Here is a 17166-nt window from a genome sequence, read left to right as displayed (position 1 = left end):
ATTGATGGCATTGACTGGGCTGGGTGATCACGGCCGGCGTAGCTGCGTGACTTCAACGCCCTGCTCGCCCTCCACCTGCTTGAGCGTCACCATCAAACGCCCCCGCTCGCCCTCAACCGCATACAGCGAACGCTTGTAGCCCGGCGCGCCGTTAGCGGGATAGGCCACCACCTGCCTGATCAACACGACCTCCAGCACCGCCCCCACCTGCGCATCCACCTGTTCCTGGGAACGGATAAACGCCTCGAGTGCGCGGCTTTCCGGCGTGTGTTCATCGTGATTATCGAAGAGATAAGCAGCCACGCAACCCACGGTCACCAGCACCAGGAGTTGCTTGGCCGTTACCCCGAAGAAACGTGAGGGAATAGGCATTCGAGACCAGACCTGTTTTTGTTGTATTGGTCGTTATTGATCAGCGCAGCCATTCTAATCAGGTCGATGGCTAATGCCAGATGAATCAGTTGTCGCCGTAGGTAATGTCCTTGTTATCGCCGACCCCGCCCAGCGTGCGGTCCTTGCCGAACGAAAACAGGTCGAATGCCGTGTTGGGCTGGGTCGCCGGGTAGTGGTACTGATAGGCAACGCCCCACGGGTCGGTCAACAACTCGTCACTGACGTAGGGCCCTTTCCACTTGGCGTCCTGCGCAGGTGGCGTGGTCAACGCCTCCAGACCTTCCTCATCGGTGGGGTAGCGACCCGTGTCTTGGTGAAACTGTTCGACCGCCTTGCCCAGCTCGGCCACCTGGGCCTTGGCCGTCGCGATCTCTGCCAGCGTCACATCACCAAACAAGCGCGGCCCCACCGCCAGGGCCAGCAAGCCAATGATGACCAGTACCACCAGCACCGCCCAGCATGTAAAACCTTGCTGGGGTTGCGGTTTGCCTGTGACTGCGGTGTATCCGGGCATTGGAAGGGCTCCCTGTTGAACCTCGGTTGATACGCTCTTTATATGACCCGCTCGTTGCAGCGCACGCAAGGTGAACGTTAGACGACTCGCATCAAGGCCCGCGCTGTTTTTTTCCCAGCCATTGAATCCCCGCCCCACTGACCCTAGACTCCGGCGATGCGTTTACGTCATATCGAAGTGATTCAGGCCATCTTGCAGACCGGACACCTCGGCACGGCCGCCGAGTGGTTGCAACTCCCCGTGGGCGATGTAGACGCAACGCTCAAGGATGCCGAGCAGCAACTGGGCTTCATGCTGTTTGCCAGTGTGCGCGGGCGTTTGCAAGCGACGCGCGAAACACTCGAACTGCAGGCACACATCAGTCACCTCTATGAGGCGCTGGAGCCGGTGCAACGCCTGGCCAGCCGCTTGAAACTCCATCACGCTCCGGCCTTGCGCGCGCTGTGCACCCCACCGCTGGCCAATCAGCTGTTGCCGCAAAGCATCGCCGTACTGCGCCGGCGCTTCCAGGACACGCCGTGCAACCTGTCGAGCCAGCCGACCCGCGAGATCGTCAGAAGCCTGCTGCTGCACGAAGCCGATGTGGGCCTGAGCCTGCATGACCCGCAACACCCGCAAATCCAGAGCAGCGTGTTGGCCGAGGGCAAGCTGCAATTGCTCGCCCCCCATGGCTGGCTGAAACCCAAACAAAAGTACATCGCCTTGCAGGACCTGGCCGGGCAATCGCTGATCGGGCTTGAAGGGCATGACCCGTTGAGCCGCTTGCTGGACGCCAAGCTGCAGGCCCTGCGCCCGCTGCCGGTGGTGCAGACGCGGGTGCAGACCTACCAGATGATGCGCAGCATGGTGGAAGCCGGCGAAGGCCTGGCGATTGTCGACCCGTTCACCGCGTCCGGTGCGCGCGAGGCTGGGCTGGATGCATGCCCGGTGTCGCCGCCGATCATGGTCAGCCTGTACGCGCTGACTCTCAAGGACGCGGAGACGTCACCGGCACTCAATGCGTTGCTGGACATTGTCACGCAGAAGGCTGATAGCCTGCTGGCGAGTTAAACCTGTTCGAGCTCGGTCTTGAACAACCGGTACCAGAAAATCGCCACTTCACGGGTCTGCGGATCGATGCCGCGATAACGCAGCTGATCAATCCCGCCCATGACATAGCCGCAACGCTCATACAGACGACAGGCGCCGAGGTTGTTGTTCTGGGTTTCCAGCATCATGCCCGGCAGGTTTTTCTTGCGACTCCAGAACTGCGCCACGTCCAGCAAGGCCTTGGCCACCCCATGACGGCGCGCAGGCAAGGCCACCGCCAGTTCGTCGACATGGGCAAAGCCGTTCCAATTGGTGCTGACCACGATATGCCCCACCGCACGGTCATCCAGGTACGCCATGAAGATCGCGCTGTCAGGCGCATCGCGAAAACTGGCGAACTCTTCCGGGTCGATGCCATAACACTTGCGGTACGGCAGGATGCGTTCAACGGCCCACTGGTCGACGCGTTTGCCCATCTCCGGCACGCCGTAGGCACTGACCTCAAAACTGAAATCATTGCCCCACACGTAGGCATCAAAACCTTCGTCGGCGACCCGTACGCTGAGCCCCGGGTACTTCGGGTTCATTACAGCTTGCATAAACATCCTTTACCCTTTGATGCAATCGACGGTGTAACAACGACCACCGCCGTCGTCTTCGTGTTGCAACCCATGAACATCGGCGACAAAACCGGGAAAACTGCTATCGAACGTCCTCGCGAACGCCAGGTAGTCAATGATCGATCGGGTCGACTCGGTAAAGCGCTCACCCGGCATGATCAACGGAATGCCCGGCGGATAAGGCACCAGCATCACGGCTGCGATGCGACCTGGCAAGGCGTCAATCGACACCGCCTCCACTTCACCCCTGACCAACTGGTCGTAGGCGTCAGCCGGTTTCATCGCGATTTGCGGCAACACCGTGTACATGCGCTTGAGGTGTTTGGCCGTGGCATTGCTGCGATAACAGCCGTGCAGCTGGTCACACAGGTCGCGCAAACCGAGGTTCTGATAGCGTGCCGGCCCTTGTTTAAACACCGAGGGCAAGCAACTGGCCAGGCTGACATTGGCGTCGTAATTGCGCTTGAACTCCAGCAGTTCGGTGAGCAAGGTACTCCATTTGCCTTTGGTGATGCCCATGGAAAACAGCACAAGGAAGGAATACAGGCCGGTTTTTTCCACCACCAACCCGCGCTCCCAGAGGAACTTGCTGACCACCGCGGCGGGAATCCCGCAGTCGCTCAAGGCGCCGCCAGCGTTCAGGCCGGGCATCACCAGGGTCACTTTGATCGGGTCAAGCAACACATAGTCCTCGGCCACGTCGCCAAATCCGTGCCAGTCGTCCTGTGGATGCAACAGCCAGTCCGCGGTGACAACCCGATCGATACCCGCCACCGAGGGCGGTTGCCAGATGGAAAACCACCAGTCCTCGGCAGCGATGTGCTGGCGCAGGTTGGCCAGGGCGCGCCGAAAACTCAACGCCTCATCAAACATTTCCTGCAGCAGTGAACGCCCGGCGGGGCCTTCCATCATCGCCGAGGCCACGTCCAGCGACGCGATGATGCTGTACTGCGGCGAGGTAGAGATGTGCATCATGAATGCTTCGTTGAAACGATCACGGTCCAGCTGCCGCGCGCCGCCGTCCTGCACATGAATCATCGAGGCCTGGCTGAAGGCCGCCAGCAGCTTATGGGTTGAGTGCGTGGTAAACACCAGAGGGCTGTCGGGCGCGCGTGAAGTGCCCATGCCGTAACGCCCGGCAAAGAACTCGTGAAACGCCGCGTAGGCGTACCAGGCTTCGTCAAAATGCAACACCTCGACACTGTTGCCCAATTGTTGCTTGACCAGCTCGGCGTTGTAGCACAGGCCGTCATAGGTGGAGTTGGTGACCACCGCCATCTTCACTTTCGGTGGCCGGCCACGCGTCAGAGGGCTGGCTGCAATTTTGGCGCGGATCGACTCGGGGCTGAACTCGCTCAAGGGAATCGGGCCGATGATCCCCAGTTCGTTGCGTTCCGGGCACAGGTACAGCGGGATCGCACCGGTCATGATGATCGAGTGCAGCACCGACTTGTGGCAGTTGCGGTCCACCAGCACCAGGTCGTCAAGGCCGACCATGGAGTGCCAGACGATCTTGTTGGCCGTGGAAGTGCCATTGATCACAAAGAACGTATGATCGGCGCCAAAGTTACGCGCGGCGCGGGCTTCGGCTTCGGCCAAGGGCCCGGTGTGATCGAGCAGCGAGCCGAGTTCCGGCACCGACACGGACAAGTCCGAACGCAGCGTGTTTTCGCCGAAGAACTGATGAAACGCCTGCCCCACCGGACTTTTACGATACGCCACGCCGCCGCCATGGCCGGGCGTGTGCCAGGAGTAATTGGAGTCAGCGGTGTGTTGCACCAGGGCTTTGAAGAAAGGCGGCAGCAAGCCATCCAGGTAAGTGCGCGCCGCGCGAGCCACTTGTCGCGCCAGAAACGGCACGGTGTCTTCAAACAGATAAAGAATGCCGCGCAACTGGTTGAGCTCACTCATGGCATCGGCGGGCGCGTTTTCCAGAGTGACTTGCTCGCCCAGTGCAAAGATCGGCAGGTTGGGCGCACGCACCCGCGCCAGGCGGATCAGTTCGACCATGTTTTGCAGCAAGTGGGTATTTTCCCCGGCACCTTCGGCGGCGATCAACATACACGCCAGCCCGTGATGGGTAGAAGCCACCAGGCGGCCCTCGGCGTAATCCACTGCAGAAAAAATACTGAAGCCTTCCTGTTCCAGCTCGTGGGCGATGCCTCGAACCCGGTCACCGGCAACGGTGTCGGCCTTGATATCACGGTGCACAATCAGAACAGGAAACTTCAGGTCTTTGTACATGAGTGCGGGCAGTCCCCAGGGCTATGTACTCAGGGTAGAAGCTGGGAGCGGATGTGGCGAATGAAGATTTCCAAGGCGCTGCAAATCAACAGTGGGAGCTGGCTTGCCTGCGATGACGGTGGATCAGTCACAGATATGTTGGCTGGCCTACCGCTATCGCAGGCAAGCCAGCTCCCACATTTTTTAACCGTGTTCGACCGAGGCTATTGCTGGGTCAGCTGCGACCACAACGCCGGCGCGCCCGCCGACTTGGCAATCGCTTCCAGCCGCGCCGCGTGCTCAGCCAGATCCTGCTCACTGGCACGGATGATGGTGGTCGGCTTGCGATCAGCCGGCAGGCGGCGGATTTCCGAAGGGCGATTACCCGAGCCCTCTGCCGAGCCGGTGCCGTCGGAGGCGTTACCGGCCAGGGACAGGCTGGTTTGCCCGCCGGTCATGGTCAGGTAAACGTCGGCCAGAATCTCGGAGTCGAGCAAGGCGCCGTGGAGTTCACGGCCAGAGTTGTCGACGCCGTAGCGTTTGCACAAGGCATCCAGGCTGTTGCGCTGGCCCGGGTGACGCTCGCGCGCCATCATCAAGGTGTCGAGGATCGAGCAATGCCGGGAAATATCCGCACGCTCGGTCTGCCCCATCAGGGCAAATTCGTTATTGATGAAGCCGACGTCGAACGCCGCGTTGTGGATGATCAGCTGGGCGCCGTTGATGAATTCGAAAAACTCATCGGCCACTTCGGCGAAGCGCGGCTTGCCCTTGAGGAACTCGTCGGTGATGCCGTGGACGCCGATCGCGCCCTCGTCACTGTCACGGTCCGGTTGCAGGTAGACGTGGAAGTGACGCCCGGTAAGACGGCGACCCATCAATTCGACACAGCCGATTTCGATGATCCGGTGACCATCGGTCACCGGCATGCCGGTGGTTTCGGTATCGAGTACAACAGATCGGATGGCCATCAGGGTTCAGCTCTCAACGGTGGTATGCAGTGTGGTGTGCGTCAAAGGGCGCGATGTTAACACGTCAGTCGGCTCAGCTCTGTTTGTAGCCGCGCACTTCATCCACACCCCGGTTGGCCAACTGGTCGGCGCGCTCGTTGCCGGGGTGACCGATGTGCCCACGCACCCATTTCCAGGTGATGTTATGGCGATTGCATTGCTCATCGAGCAACTGCCAGAGGTCGGCGTTCTTCACCGGTTCCTTGGCCGCGGTTTTCCAGCCGCGCTTTTTCCAGTTGACCATCCACTCGTTGATGCCCTTCATCACGTACTGCGAGTCGGTCACCAACAGCACGTCACAACGGCGCTTGAGCTCTTCCAGGCCACGAATGGCACCCATCAGCTCCATGCGGTTGTTGGTGGTATTGGCTTCGCCGCCCCACAATTCCTTCTCCACGCCCTTGCACACCAGCAAGGCGCCCCAGCCGCCGGGGCCGGGGTTGCCTTTGCAGGCGCCATCGGTGAAGAGTTCTACGCTATCGGTCATCGGTTGCATCCATCAAAACGGGCTGGCGATCATCGACCGACAGTATCCCGAGGCCGAAAAATTCGGCGGTCATCAAAAAGGAGGTTTACGGTTCGCTTTGCTTGCGATTGACCTTGGCCATCGGCATCGGCACCAGCTTGCCCATGGGCTGGCGCTGCACCTGACGCACCGGCCGCAGCCCGACCACGATCTTGCGCGCGACCAATAAATAGAAGCCGCCGCCCGACAATTGCCAGGCGCCCGCCCGGCGCTCCCAGCCCTCCAGACGGCCTTGCCACTTGGCCGACGCAAGCGGCGGACGATAGCACCCGAAGCGGCGTTTCTCCAGCGCAAAGCCCAGCAGGTTCAGCCAGTCGCCCACCCGCGACGGCGAGATGCAGCGTGCCTGGCGCAGGCCATCATGGGCGAACACATGGCGAAGGCCCCAGCTGCTCCAGGGGTTGATGCCGACAATCAGCAAATGGCCCCCCGGGCGCACACTGCTGGCGGCTTCGCGCAACAAACCATGGGGCGACAGGCAAAAATCCAGGCCATGCTGCAACACCACCACGTCGGCGGCGTGCTCGCTCAAAGGCCAGGCCTGCTCCTCGCAGACGATCTCCACACCCGGCAACGGCGCACCGAGGCGCACATTGCGCTGCACCTGAGGCGCAGAAGGCGGCGTCTGCGCAGACGGGCCGTAATGCACCAGATAGCCACCAAAGAACCGGCCCAGCTCGTCTTCGAGCATGCGCCGTTCTTCATCCAGCAAAAATTGCCCGATCGGCCCGGACAGCCATTCACGGGCTGCGCCGATCAGGGCCAGCCACTCAGGATCGGCCTGGGCGAACGCTTTATCAGTCATTGCATTCTCCAACTCGCCTAGACGTTCTAAGATGCACCAATGTGTTCAGCTTGGCGAATCGAAGAATGATACAGATCAGTGCCCTACCCGCCTTCACCGACAACTACATCTGGTTGTTACAAGACCCGCAAACCCTGCGCTGCGCCGTGGTCGACCCCGGCGATGCCGCGCCGGTGCTGGCCTGGCTCGAACAAAATCCGCAGTGGGCCCTCAGCGACATCCTGATCACCCACCATCACCATGATCATGTCGGCGGCGTCGAGCAACTCAAACGCGTGACAAACGCCAAGGTCTACGGGCCGGCAAACGAGAACATCCCGGCGCGGGACGTCGCGTTGCAGGACAACGACCGTGTCAGCGTACTGGGCCTGGACTTCGACATTTATAGCGTGCCGGGCCATACGCTCGGCCATATCGCCTTTTACCATCAAGGCTTGCTGTTCTGTGGCGACACGCTGTTTGCCGCCGGCTGCGGCCGTCTGTTCGAAGGCACGCCGCAACAGATGTACACCTCGCTGGAACGCCTCGCCGCCCTGCCAGCCGAGACCCTGGTGTACTGCACCCACGAATACACACAAAGTAACCTCAAATTTGCCCAGGCAGTGGAGCCTGACAACGCCGATATTGCCGAACAGGTCGAGCAGGTCAAGCAATTGCGGGCCCGCGGCGAGATGACGCTGCCGTCCAACCTCGCCCTGGAAAAACGTACTAACCCTTTTTTGCGTACCTCCGAAACATCCGTTAAACAAAAAGCGGACGAACGGAATGGGCGCGATAACCGCTCTGGGGCCGAGGTGTTTGCTAGCTTGAGGGCGTGGAAAGATAAGTTCTAAGCGGATGCAATCTGATACGGATTTTCTGAATGGTTGACCGGAACCAAAGCGCTTTCTAGAATCGCCCGACATTTTTGCCCGGAACTTACTTCCAGCCAATGTCGTCATCTATTCGTAAATCCATTTCTTCAGACGCATTGACCCGCCTGGCTCAAGCCGTGGCGGTGGCTGTGTCCGCTACTCTGGCGGGCTGCCAATCGACTCATTTCGCTGCACAATCCACCGTGCAACCCAAACCCAATCTTGCCGCCAAGATCAAGCAAAAACCTATTTGGCTCTCAGAGAAGCCCAGCCCCGAAGTGCCCCAGGATGTCTGGGAACGCATGCGACGGGGCTTTCAATTGCAGGACGGCCTGGGCGTCAACCCGCGCATCGAGCAACAGCGTTTGTGGTTCGCCAGCAACCCGTCCTTTTTGGAGAACGCCGGAGAACGCGGCAGCCTCTATATTCATTACATCGTCGAACGCCTTGAAGAACGCAACATGCCCCTGGAGCTGGCGCTGCTGCCAGTGATTGAAAGTGCCTACAACCCAATGGCCTACTCGCGCAGCGATGCAGTCGGCTTGTGGCAGTTCATTCCCTCCACCGGGCGCTACTTCAACCTGCGCCAGACCCGCGCCTACGACGGGCGCCGCGACATCACCGCCTCCACCACCGCCGCCCTGGACTACCTGACACGTCTGCATGACATGTTCAACGGCGACTGGCTGCTGGCCCTGGCGGCGTACAACGCCGGGGAAGGCACGGTCAGCCGGGCCATCGAGCGTAACGAAAAGCTCGGCCTGCCGACCGACTACTGGAACCTGCCCCTGCCCCAGGAAACCAAGGACTACGTGCCCAAGTTCCTGGCATTGTCCCAAGTGGTGCTGGCCCCCGAGGCCTATGGCGTCAACCTGAGCCCGATCGCCAACACCCCGTACTTCGAAGTGGTTGAAGTCAAGCAAAGCATGGACCTTTCACGGGTTGCCGCACTGGCTGAAATCGACGAAGACGAACTGTTCCAGCTCAACCCGGCCCTGAAACAACGCACCACCCTCGACGGCCCTCAGCACTTGCTGGTGCCGAGTTCCAAGGCGCATCTGCTCACCAGCACGCTTTCGATGATGAAGCCCGAAGAACTGCTGGCCATGCGCCCGAAAAAGCAGGTGTTCGACGAAGTTGAGACCGCGCGCGTGGCCGGGCGCAGCCGCAGCTACAAAGTGCGCAGTGGCGACAACCTCACGCTGATCGCCAAGGCGAACAGGGTCGATGTGCATGACCTGCAGCGCTGGAACAAGCTCAACGGCCAGGCCCTCAAGGTCGGCCAGACTTTGGTGATGCAGGACACGCGCAAGCTGGTGGCCAAGGCTGACAGCAAGAAGCCGGTGCAATACAAGGTCAAAAAAGGCGACTCGCTGTACATCGTCGCCAAGCGCTTCAACGTTGAGATGCAACACCTCAAGCGTTGGAACCCGCGCACCGGCCAGGCACTCAAGCCAGGCCAGATGCTGGTGGTTTCCGGGCCAAGGTAAACCTGCGTAAACGCTGGCCCGTGTGGGAGCTGGCTTGCCTGCGATGCAAACACCTCGGTGCATCAGTTGCACCGAGCTGATGCTATCGCGGGCAAGCCCGCTCCCACATTTGTTCTGCACACCGTTCAATACCTTATCAGCCCCTGACCAGGAGCTTTCCAACAGCCTTTTTCCAGCCGGAACAAGCTGTTACTGTACCGATCATAAAGCCCAAGCCGCCTGGATCGGATCTCTGACTTGAAGCGTCCCCTCCTTCTACTAATAAGTCTGGCCTTGAGCTTTGCGGCGAACGCGACGATTACCGAGAGCCACGGTTATACGCAGTTCGGCACACTCAAGTACCCGGCCAAATTCACCCACTTCGATTGGGTAAACCCTGCAGCGCCAAAAGGCGGGACACTGCGGGTCATGGCATTTGGCACCTTCGATACGCTCAACCCCTACACCTTCAAGGGCTCAAGCCCGGTTTCCACGCCCAATTTCCTGCAATACGGCGTCAATGAGCTGAACGAGCCGTTGATGGTCGGCACCGGCCAGTACGCGCCGTCCGGCGACGAACCCACCTCCAGCTACGGGCTGATCGCCCAGTCGGTGGAATACAGCGAAGACCGCAGTTGGGTGGTGTTCAACCTGCGCCCCGAAGCACGTTTCCACGATGGCAAGCCGATCACCGCCTATGACGTGGCGTTTTCCTATCGCACGCTGCTGACCGAAGGGCACCCGCAATACCGCACCAACCTGCAGGAAGTGGCGCGGGTCGATATCCTCAACCGCCATCGCATTCGCTTTGTGTTCAAGCGCGCCGGCAACCCGCTGCTGATCCTGCGCCTGGGCGAGCTGCCGGTATTGCCCCAGCACTACTGGAAAAACCGCGACTTCAAGGCCACGACCTTTGAGCCGCCGTTGGGCAGCGGGCCCTATCGCATCACCAAGGTCACGCCTGGCCGGCAGTTGGTGTTCGAGCGGGTCAAGGATTACTGGGGCAAAGACCTGCCGGTGAACCAGGGTTTCTACAACTACGACAACGTCGAAGTGGAGTTCTACCGCGACAGCGACGTGGCGTTCGAAGCCTTCAAGGCCGGCGAATTCGATATCTATATCGAGCACCAGGCCAAGAACTGGGCCACCGGCTATAACTTCCCGGCGGTCAACCGCGGCGACGTGATCAAGGCGCAGATCGCCCACCAGATCCCGACCCAGAGCCAGGGCCTGTTCATGAACACGCGGCGGCCGACCTTCGCCCAGACCAAGGTGCGCGAGGCCCTGGGGTTGATGTTCGACTTTGAATGGACCAACCGCACCCTGTTCAGCAGCGCCTATAAACGCACCCTGAGTTACTACCCCAACAGCGAGTTTTCCGCGACTGGCGTGCCGGTGGGCCATGAGTGGCTGATGCTCTCGCCGTACCGCGACCAGCTGCCGCCCAACCTGTTTACGCAAGCCTTCAGCCTGCCGCAGACCGACGGTCGCGGCATTCCGCGCGACACCCTGCGCCGCGCCCTGGCCTTGCTGGGTGAAGCCGGCTGGAAGCTGTCGGGACAGCGCCTGCTCAACAGTGACGGGCAACCGCTGCGCTTCGAGATCCTGCTGGTCAACCCGAACCTGGAGCGCATCCTGCAGCCGTATGTCGAGAACCTCATCAGCATCGGCATCGACGCGCGCCTGCGTACCGTTGACCGCGCGCAATACAAACAGCGCCTGGATCAGTTCGACTTCGACATGATCCTGATCACCCTCAACCAGACCTTGAGCCCGGGCCTTGAGCAGTGGCAGTACTTCCACTCCAGCCAGGCCGGTATCAAGGGCAGCAAGAACTACGCCGGCATCGCCAACCCGGTGGTCGACCGCCTGCTGGAACAACTGCTGGCGGCGCAGACCCGCGAAGAACAACTGGCCGCCGGCCGCGCGCTGGACCGGGTGCTGCTGTGGCAGCACTACAGTATTCCCAACTGGTACCTCAACTATCATCGCTTGGCGTACCGCAACCGGTTCGCCTTTGTCACCACGCCGCCTTACAGCCTGGGCCTGAGCGCGTGGTGGCTGAAAGCTTCGGAGAAAGCCCAATGATGAATTTGCGCAACGCATTCCTGAGCGGCCTGTTGCTGTGCAGCGCGGCCAACGCCGCGCCGCAACACGCGTTGACCCTCTACAACGAGCCTCCCAAGTACCCCGCCGACTTCAAGCACTTCGACTACGTAAACCCCGACGCGCCCAAGGGCGGCACCTTTCGCGAATCGAGCATGGGCGGCTTCGACAGCCTCAACCCCTACATCAGCAAGGGCGTTCCCGCAGACAACCTGCCGTTGATCTACGACACCCTGGCCATGCAAAGCCTGGACGAGCCTGTGACTGAATACGGGCTGGTGGCCGGCAAGATCGAAAAGGCCCCCGACAACAGCTGGGTGCGATTCTACCTGCGCCCCGAAGCGCGCTTTCACGATGGGCACCCGATCCGCGCCGAAGACGTCGTCTTCACCTTCCAGACCTTGCTCAAGGACGGCTCGCCGCTCTACCGCACCTACTACGCCGATGTTGATGAAGTTGTGGCCGAAGACCCGCTGCGCGTGCTGTTCAAGTTCAAGCGCACCAACAACCGTGAGTTGCCACTGATCCTCGGCCAGTTGCCGGTATTGCCCAAGCATTTTTGGGCCACCCGTGACTTTGCCAAGGGCAACCTGGAAATACCGCTGGGCAGCGGGCCGTACAAGGTGGCGCAGGTCAAGGCCGGGCGCATGGTTCGCTATGAACGCGTGAAGGATTACTGGGCCAAGGACCTGCCGGTCACCCAGGGTTTCTACAATTTCGATAACCGCATCACTGACTATTACCGCGACAGCACGGTGGCGCTCGAAGCCTTGAAAGCCGGGCAATTCGACTACTGGCTGGAATTCAGCGCGAAGAACTGGGCCAACGCCTACAACATCCCGGCCGTCACCCAGGGAAGGCTGATCAAGGAAGAAATCCCCAACGGCAACCCCACCGGCATGCAGGGTTTTGTGTTCAACACCCGCAAGCCGATGTTTCAGGATGTGCGGGTGCGCAAGGCGATCAGCCTGCTGCTGGATTTCGAGTGGAGCAACAAACAGCTGTTCAACGGCGCCTACACGCGTACCCGCAGTTACTTTGAAAACTCGGAAATGGCCGCCACCGGCCTGCCGGGCCCGGATGAAACGGCAATCCTGGAGCCGTTTCGCGACAAGCTTCCCGCCGAAGTCTTCACCCAGGCGTTCGAGCCTGCCAAGACCGATGGCAGCGGCATGATCCGCACCCAGCAGCGCGAGGCCTACCAGTTGCTGCAGGAGGCCGGCTGGAAGATCGTCGACGACAAGATGGTCGACACCACCGGCACACCGGTGACCATCGAGTTTCTGCTGACCCAGACCGACTTCGAACGCGTATTGCTGCCGTTCAAACGCAACCTGGCGGACCTGGGCATCAATCTGGTGATCCGCCGCGTTGACGTCTCGCAGTACATCAACCGCCTGCGCTCTCGCGACTTCGACATGCTGGTGGGCAGTTTTCCGCAATCGACCTCACCGGGTAACGAACAACGCGAATTCTGGGCCTCTTCCAGTGCCGACAAGCCCGGCAGCCGCAACTACATGGGCCTCAAGGACCCGGTCATCGACCAACTGGTCGAACAGCTGATCGATGCAGACTCGCGCAAAAGCCTGGTGGCCCACGCCAAAGCCCTCGACCGGGTATTGCAGTTCGGCTACTACGTGATCCCCAACTGGCACATCAAAACCTTCCGCGTGGCCTATTGGGATCACCTGGGCCACCCCAAAGTCCCGCCACGCTACGACGTCGGCATCGCCACCTGGTGGGCCAAACCTGACGTAAAACCAGCCGTTACCCTGGACACAAGCGCCGATCCGGCGAGCGGAGGCGATTAAATGCTGGCTTATATTGTTCGCCGTCTGTTGCTGATCATCCCCACGCTGTTCGGGATTTTGCTGATCAACTTCATCATCATCCAGGCCGCTCCCGGTGGCCCGGTGGAACAGATGATCGCCAAGCTCGAAGGGTTTGAAGGCGCCACCAGCCGTATCGCCGGCGGCGGCGCCGAGGTGTCGGTGGCCGGTTCCAGCTACCGCGGCGCCCAGGGCCTGGACCCGGCGCTGATCAAGGAAATCGAGAAGATGTACGGCTTCGACAAATCGGCGCCGGAACGGTTGTGGATCATGGTCAAGAACTACGCCCGGCTGGATTTCGGCGACAGCTTCTTCCGTGACGCCAAAGTCATCGACCTGATCAAGGAAAAGATGCCGGTGTCCATTTCCCTCGGGTTATGGAGCACGCTGATCATGTACCTGGTGTCGATTCCGCTGGGGATCGCCAAGGCCACGCGCCACGGCAGCCACTTCGACGTGTGGACCAGTTCGGCAATCATCGTCGGTTATGCGATCCCGGCGTTCCTGTTTGCGATCCTGCTGATCGTGGTATTTGCCGGCGGCAGTTACCTGGACTGGTTCCCCTTGCGCGGGCTCACCTCGAACAATTTCGACGAACTGAGCTGGAGCGGCAAGATCCTCGATTACTTCTGGCATTTGGCCCTGCCCGTCACGGCACTGGTGATCGGCAACTTTGCGACCATGACGCTGCTGACCAAAAACAGCTTCCTCGACGAGATCAACAAACAATACGTGGTCACCGCCAAGGCCAAGGGCCTGACCCACCACCGCGTGCTCTACGGCCATGTGTTTCGCAACGCGATGCTGTTGGTGATTGCCGGCTTCCCGTCCGCCTTTATCGGCATCTTCTTCACCGGCTCGTTGCTGGTGGAAGTGATCTTCTCCCTCGACGGCCTGGGCCTGATGAGCTTTGAAGCGGCGATCAACCGCGATTACCCGGTGGTGTTCGGCACGCTGTTTATCTTCACCTTGCTGGGGCTGGTGGTGAAACTCATCGGCGACCTCACTTACACCCTGGTCGATCCGCGTATCGATTTTGCCAGCCGGGAGCATTGAGATGAACCTGTCCCCCCTCAATCGCCGTCGGTTCGAGCGTTTCAAGGCCAACAAGCGTGGCTGGTGGTCGCTGTGGCTGTTCCTGATCCTCTTTGTACTGAGCCTGGGCGCGGAGTTGATCGCCAACGACAAGCCCTTGGCCGTGCACTTTGACGGTGACTGGTACTTCCCGGCGCTCAAGCGCTACCCGGAAACCGCCTTTGGCGGCGAATTCCCGCTGGAGGCCAACTACAAGAGCCCGTACATCCAGGAACTGCTCAAGGCCAAGGACGCCTGGACGCTGTGGGCGCCGATCCCGTTCAGCTACCAGAGCATCAACTACGACCTGAAAGTGCCGGCACCCGCCCCGCCCTCCTCGGTCAACCTGCTGGGCACCGACGACCAGGGCCGCGATGTACTGGCGCGCGTGATCTACGGGTTCCGCGTGTCGGTGCTGTTCGCCCTGACCCTCACCGTGCTCAGCTCGATCATCGGCGTGATCGCCGGCGCCTTGCAGGGGTTCTACGGTGGCTGGGTCGACCTCGCCGGGCAGCGTTTTCTGGAGATCTGGTCCGGCCTGCCGGTGCTGTACCTGTTGATCATCCTCGCCAGTTTTGTGCAGCCCAACTTCTGGTGGCTGCTGGGGATCATGCTGCTGTTTTCGTGGATGAGCCTGGTCGATGTGGTGCGCGCCGAATTCCTGCGCGGGCGCAACCTCGAATACGTGCGCGCAGCCCGCGCGCTGGGCATGCAGAACGGCGCGATCATGTTCCGGCACATCCTGCCCAATGCCATGGTCTCGACCATGACCTTCATGCCGTTCATCCTCACCGGCGCCATCGGCACCCTCACCGCGCTGGATTTTCTCGGCTTCGGCCTGCCAGCCGGCTCGCCGTCGCTGGGCGAACTGGTGGCCCAGGGCAAATCCAACCTGCAAGCGCCGTGGCTGGGCATCAGTGCCTTTGCCGTGCTGGCGATCATGTTGAGTTTGCTGGTGTTTATCGGCGAGTCCGCTCGCGATGCCTTCGACCCGAGGAAATGAGATGAATCAGGACAATCTGATCGAAGTCCGCGACCTCTGTGTCGAGTTCGTCACCGGCGACCATCACCACCGGGTGGTCAATAACGTCAATTTCGATATCAAACGCGGCGAAACCCTCGCCCTGGTCGGCGAAAGCGGCTCGGGCAAATCGGTCACTGCCCACTCGATCCTGCGCCTGCTGCCCTACCCGCTGGCCCGCCACCCGGCCGGCACCATCACCTATTCCGGGCAGGACCTGCTGACGCTCAAAGAAAAAACCATCCGGCATATTCGCGGCAACCGTATTGCGATGATCTTCCAGGAGCCGATGACCTCGTTGAACCCGCTGCATTCGATTGAAAAGCAGATCAACGAAGTGCTCGGCCTGCACAAGGGGCTCACTGGCAAGGTCGCCACCCGGCGCACCCTGGAATTGCTTGAGCTGGTGGGCATTCCGGAGCCGCACAAGCGCCTCAAGGCCTTGCCTCACGAGCTGTCCGGCGGCCAGCGGCAGCGGGTGATGATCGCGATGGCCCTGGCCAACGAGCCGGAGTTGTTGATCGCGGATGAACCGACCACGGCCCTAGACGTGACGGTGCAGTTGAAGATTCTTGAGTTGCTCAAGGAGTTGCAGGCGCGCCTTGGCATGGCGTTGTTGCTGATCAGCCATGACTTGAACCTGGTGCGGCGCATCGCCCACCGCGTGTGCGTGATGCAGAAGGGTTGCATCGTCGAGCAGGCTGACTGCGAGACGCTGTTCCAGTCGCCCCAGCACCCTTACACCCAGGAGTTGCTGGCGGCGGAACCCAGTGGCGGGCCGGCGGCCAATGACGTCGGGCCGCCCTTGCTGGAGGTTGATGACCTGAAGGTGTGGTTTCCGATCAAAAAAGGTTTTTTGCGTAACACCGTGGATTACGTCAAGGCGGTGGACGGTATCAATTTCAGCCTGCCTCAGGGTCAGACCCTGGGCATTGTCGGTGAGAGCGGTTCGGGCAAATCCACCTTGGGCCTGGCGATTCTGCGTTTGATCGCCAGCAAAGGCGGGATTCGTTTTGAGGGCCAGCAGCTGGACCGGCTTACTCAGCAGCAGGTGCGCCCATTGCGGCGGGAAATGCAGGTGGTGTTTCAGGACCCGTTTGGCAGCTTGAGCCCGAGGATGAGCGTCAGCGAGATTGTTGGCGAGGGGTTACGGATTCACAAGATGGGCACAGCTGTTGAGCAGGAGGCCGCGATTATTGCGGCGCTGCGTGAGGTTGGGCTGGATCCGGAGTCGCGGCACCGTTATCCGCATGAGTTTTCCGGGGGGCAGCGGCAGCGGATTGCCATTGCCCGTGCGCTGGTGCTCAAGCCGCGCCTGATTTTGCTGGATGAGCCGACCTCGGCGCTGGACCGTACGGTGCAGCGGCAGGTGGTGGAGTTGTTGCGCAGTTTGCAGGCCAAGTACAACCTCACCTATCTGTTTATCAGCCATGACTTGGCGGTGGTGAAGGCCTTGAGTCACCAGTTGATGGTGGTCAAGCATGGGCAGGTGGTGGAACAGGGGGAGGCTTCGGCGATTTTTGCTGAGCCGCAGCATGTTTATACGCGGCAGTTGTTGGAGGCGGCGTTTTTGGTGCCTGCAGGGGTCTCGGGGTGACGGGGTGTATATCCGTTACTGGGTGATGGCTGAGGTTGGTTTCGCCCTTACGGCGAGTCACTTTTGAAAAGAGCCCAAAAGTAACCAAAAGGCTCT

General features: G+C 60.6%; 15 protein-coding genes. 8 read left to right on the top strand and 7 right to left on the bottom strand.

What is annotated here, in order from left to right; translation table 11 throughout:
• Window positions 1-27: 27 nt before the first annotated feature.
• Complete coding sequence (locus tag NTD89_RS03535) at window positions 28-372, bottom strand: hypothetical protein (RefSeq protein WP_145165973.1); 345 nt, start codon at window positions 370-372, stop codon at window positions 28-30.
• An 85-nt stretch (window positions 373-457) separates the two neighbouring features.
• Window positions 458-907: a type II secretion system major pseudopilin GspG gene (gspG, locus tag NTD89_RS03530; protein WP_262206469.1), complete on the bottom strand. Its 450-nt coding sequence runs from the start codon at window positions 905-907 to the stop codon at window positions 458-460.
• Window positions 908-1063: 156 nt separating this feature from the next.
• On the opposite strand from gspG, the gene NTD89_RS03525 reads away from it, so the two are divergent.
• Window positions 1064-1957, top strand: coding sequence for a LysR substrate-binding domain-containing protein (locus tag NTD89_RS03525; RefSeq protein ID WP_145165971.1), 894 nt, complete (start codon window positions 1064-1066; stop codon window positions 1955-1957).
• On the opposite strand, the gene NTD89_RS03520 is transcribed toward NTD89_RS03525, so the two are convergent.
• From NTD89_RS03520 to NTD89_RS03500, 5 genes are all read right to left on the bottom strand, one after another.
• Window positions 1954-2535: a GNAT family N-acetyltransferase gene (locus NTD89_RS03520; protein WP_119741603.1), complete on the bottom strand. Its 582-nt coding sequence runs from the start codon at window positions 2533-2535 to the stop codon at window positions 1954-1956. The genes NTD89_RS03525 and NTD89_RS03520 overlap by 4 nt on opposite strands.
• Before the next feature lie 9 nt (window positions 2536-2544).
• The gene (locus NTD89_RS03515; protein ID WP_262206468.1) at window positions 2545-4800 is read right to left on the bottom strand and encodes an Orn/Lys/Arg decarboxylase N-terminal domain-containing protein; all 2256 of its coding nucleotides are present in this window, start codon (window positions 4798-4800) and stop codon (window positions 2545-2547) included.
• Window positions 4801-5003: 203 nt separating this feature from the next.
• On the bottom strand, window positions 5004-5744 hold the full coding sequence (dnaQ, locus tag NTD89_RS03510) for a DNA polymerase III subunit epsilon (protein ID WP_242197927.1): 741 nt from the start codon (window positions 5742-5744) through the stop codon (window positions 5004-5006).
• Between the two features lie 79 nt (window positions 5745-5823).
• The gene (rnhA, locus tag NTD89_RS03505) at window positions 5824-6276 is read right to left on the bottom strand and encodes a ribonuclease HI (RefSeq protein WP_029291380.1); all 453 of its coding nucleotides are present in this window, start codon (window positions 6274-6276) and stop codon (window positions 5824-5826) included.
• Between the two features lie 85 nt (window positions 6277-6361).
• Window positions 6362-7120 (bottom strand): class I SAM-dependent methyltransferase, encoded by a 759-nt coding sequence (locus NTD89_RS03500; protein WP_262206467.1) that lies wholly within the window; start codon window positions 7118-7120, stop codon window positions 6362-6364.
• Window positions 7121-7185: 65 nt separating this feature from the next.
• Here NTD89_RS03500 and gloB point away from each other — a divergent pair, with 65 nt between their 5' ends.
• The 7 genes from gloB to NTD89_RS03465 all read left to right on the top strand — a co-directional run bounded on the left by gloB (window position 7186) and on the right by NTD89_RS03465 (window position 17070).
• Window positions 7186-7953, top strand: a complete 768-nt coding sequence (gene gloB / locus NTD89_RS03495) for a hydroxyacylglutathione hydrolase (protein ID WP_262206466.1) — start codon at window positions 7186-7188, stop codon at window positions 7951-7953.
• Window positions 7954-8051: 98 nt separating this feature from the next.
• Window positions 8052-9464, top strand: a complete 1413-nt coding sequence (locus tag NTD89_RS03490) for a transglycosylase SLT domain-containing protein (RefSeq protein WP_145165966.1) — start codon at window positions 8052-8054, stop codon at window positions 9462-9464.
• Window positions 9465-9701: 237 nt separating this feature from the next.
• On the top strand, window positions 9702-11531 hold the full coding sequence (locus NTD89_RS03485; RefSeq protein ID WP_145165965.1) for an extracellular solute-binding protein: 1830 nt from the start codon (window positions 9702-9704) through the stop codon (window positions 11529-11531).
• Window positions 11528-13360, top strand: a complete 1833-nt coding sequence (locus NTD89_RS03480) for an extracellular solute-binding protein (RefSeq protein WP_262206465.1) — start codon at window positions 11528-11530, stop codon at window positions 13358-13360. Before NTD89_RS03485 ends, NTD89_RS03480 begins: the two co-directional genes overlap by 4 nt.
• Window positions 13361-14434, top strand: a complete 1074-nt coding sequence (locus NTD89_RS03475; protein ID WP_119741592.1) for a microcin C ABC transporter permease YejB — start codon at window positions 13361-13363, stop codon at window positions 14432-14434. It abuts the gene before it with no gap.
• A 1-nt stretch (window position 14435) separates the two neighbouring features.
• Entirely contained in the window at window positions 14436-15455 is a 1020-nt protein-coding gene (locus tag NTD89_RS03470) for an ABC transporter permease (RefSeq protein ID WP_106578708.1), read from the top strand.
• Between the two features lies 1 nt (window position 15456).
• Entirely contained in the window at window positions 15457-17070 is a 1614-nt protein-coding gene (locus NTD89_RS03465; protein WP_262206464.1) for an ABC transporter ATP-binding protein, read from the top strand.
• The last annotated feature ends 96 nt before the right edge of the window (window positions 17071-17166 follow it).

This window comes from Pseudomonas sp. 14P_5.3_Bac1, assembly GCF_025466135.1.
Lineage (GTDB): Bacteria > Pseudomonadota > Gammaproteobacteria > Pseudomonadales > Pseudomonadaceae > Aquipseudomonas.
This window is presented reverse-complemented; position numbering and strand designations above follow the sequence as displayed.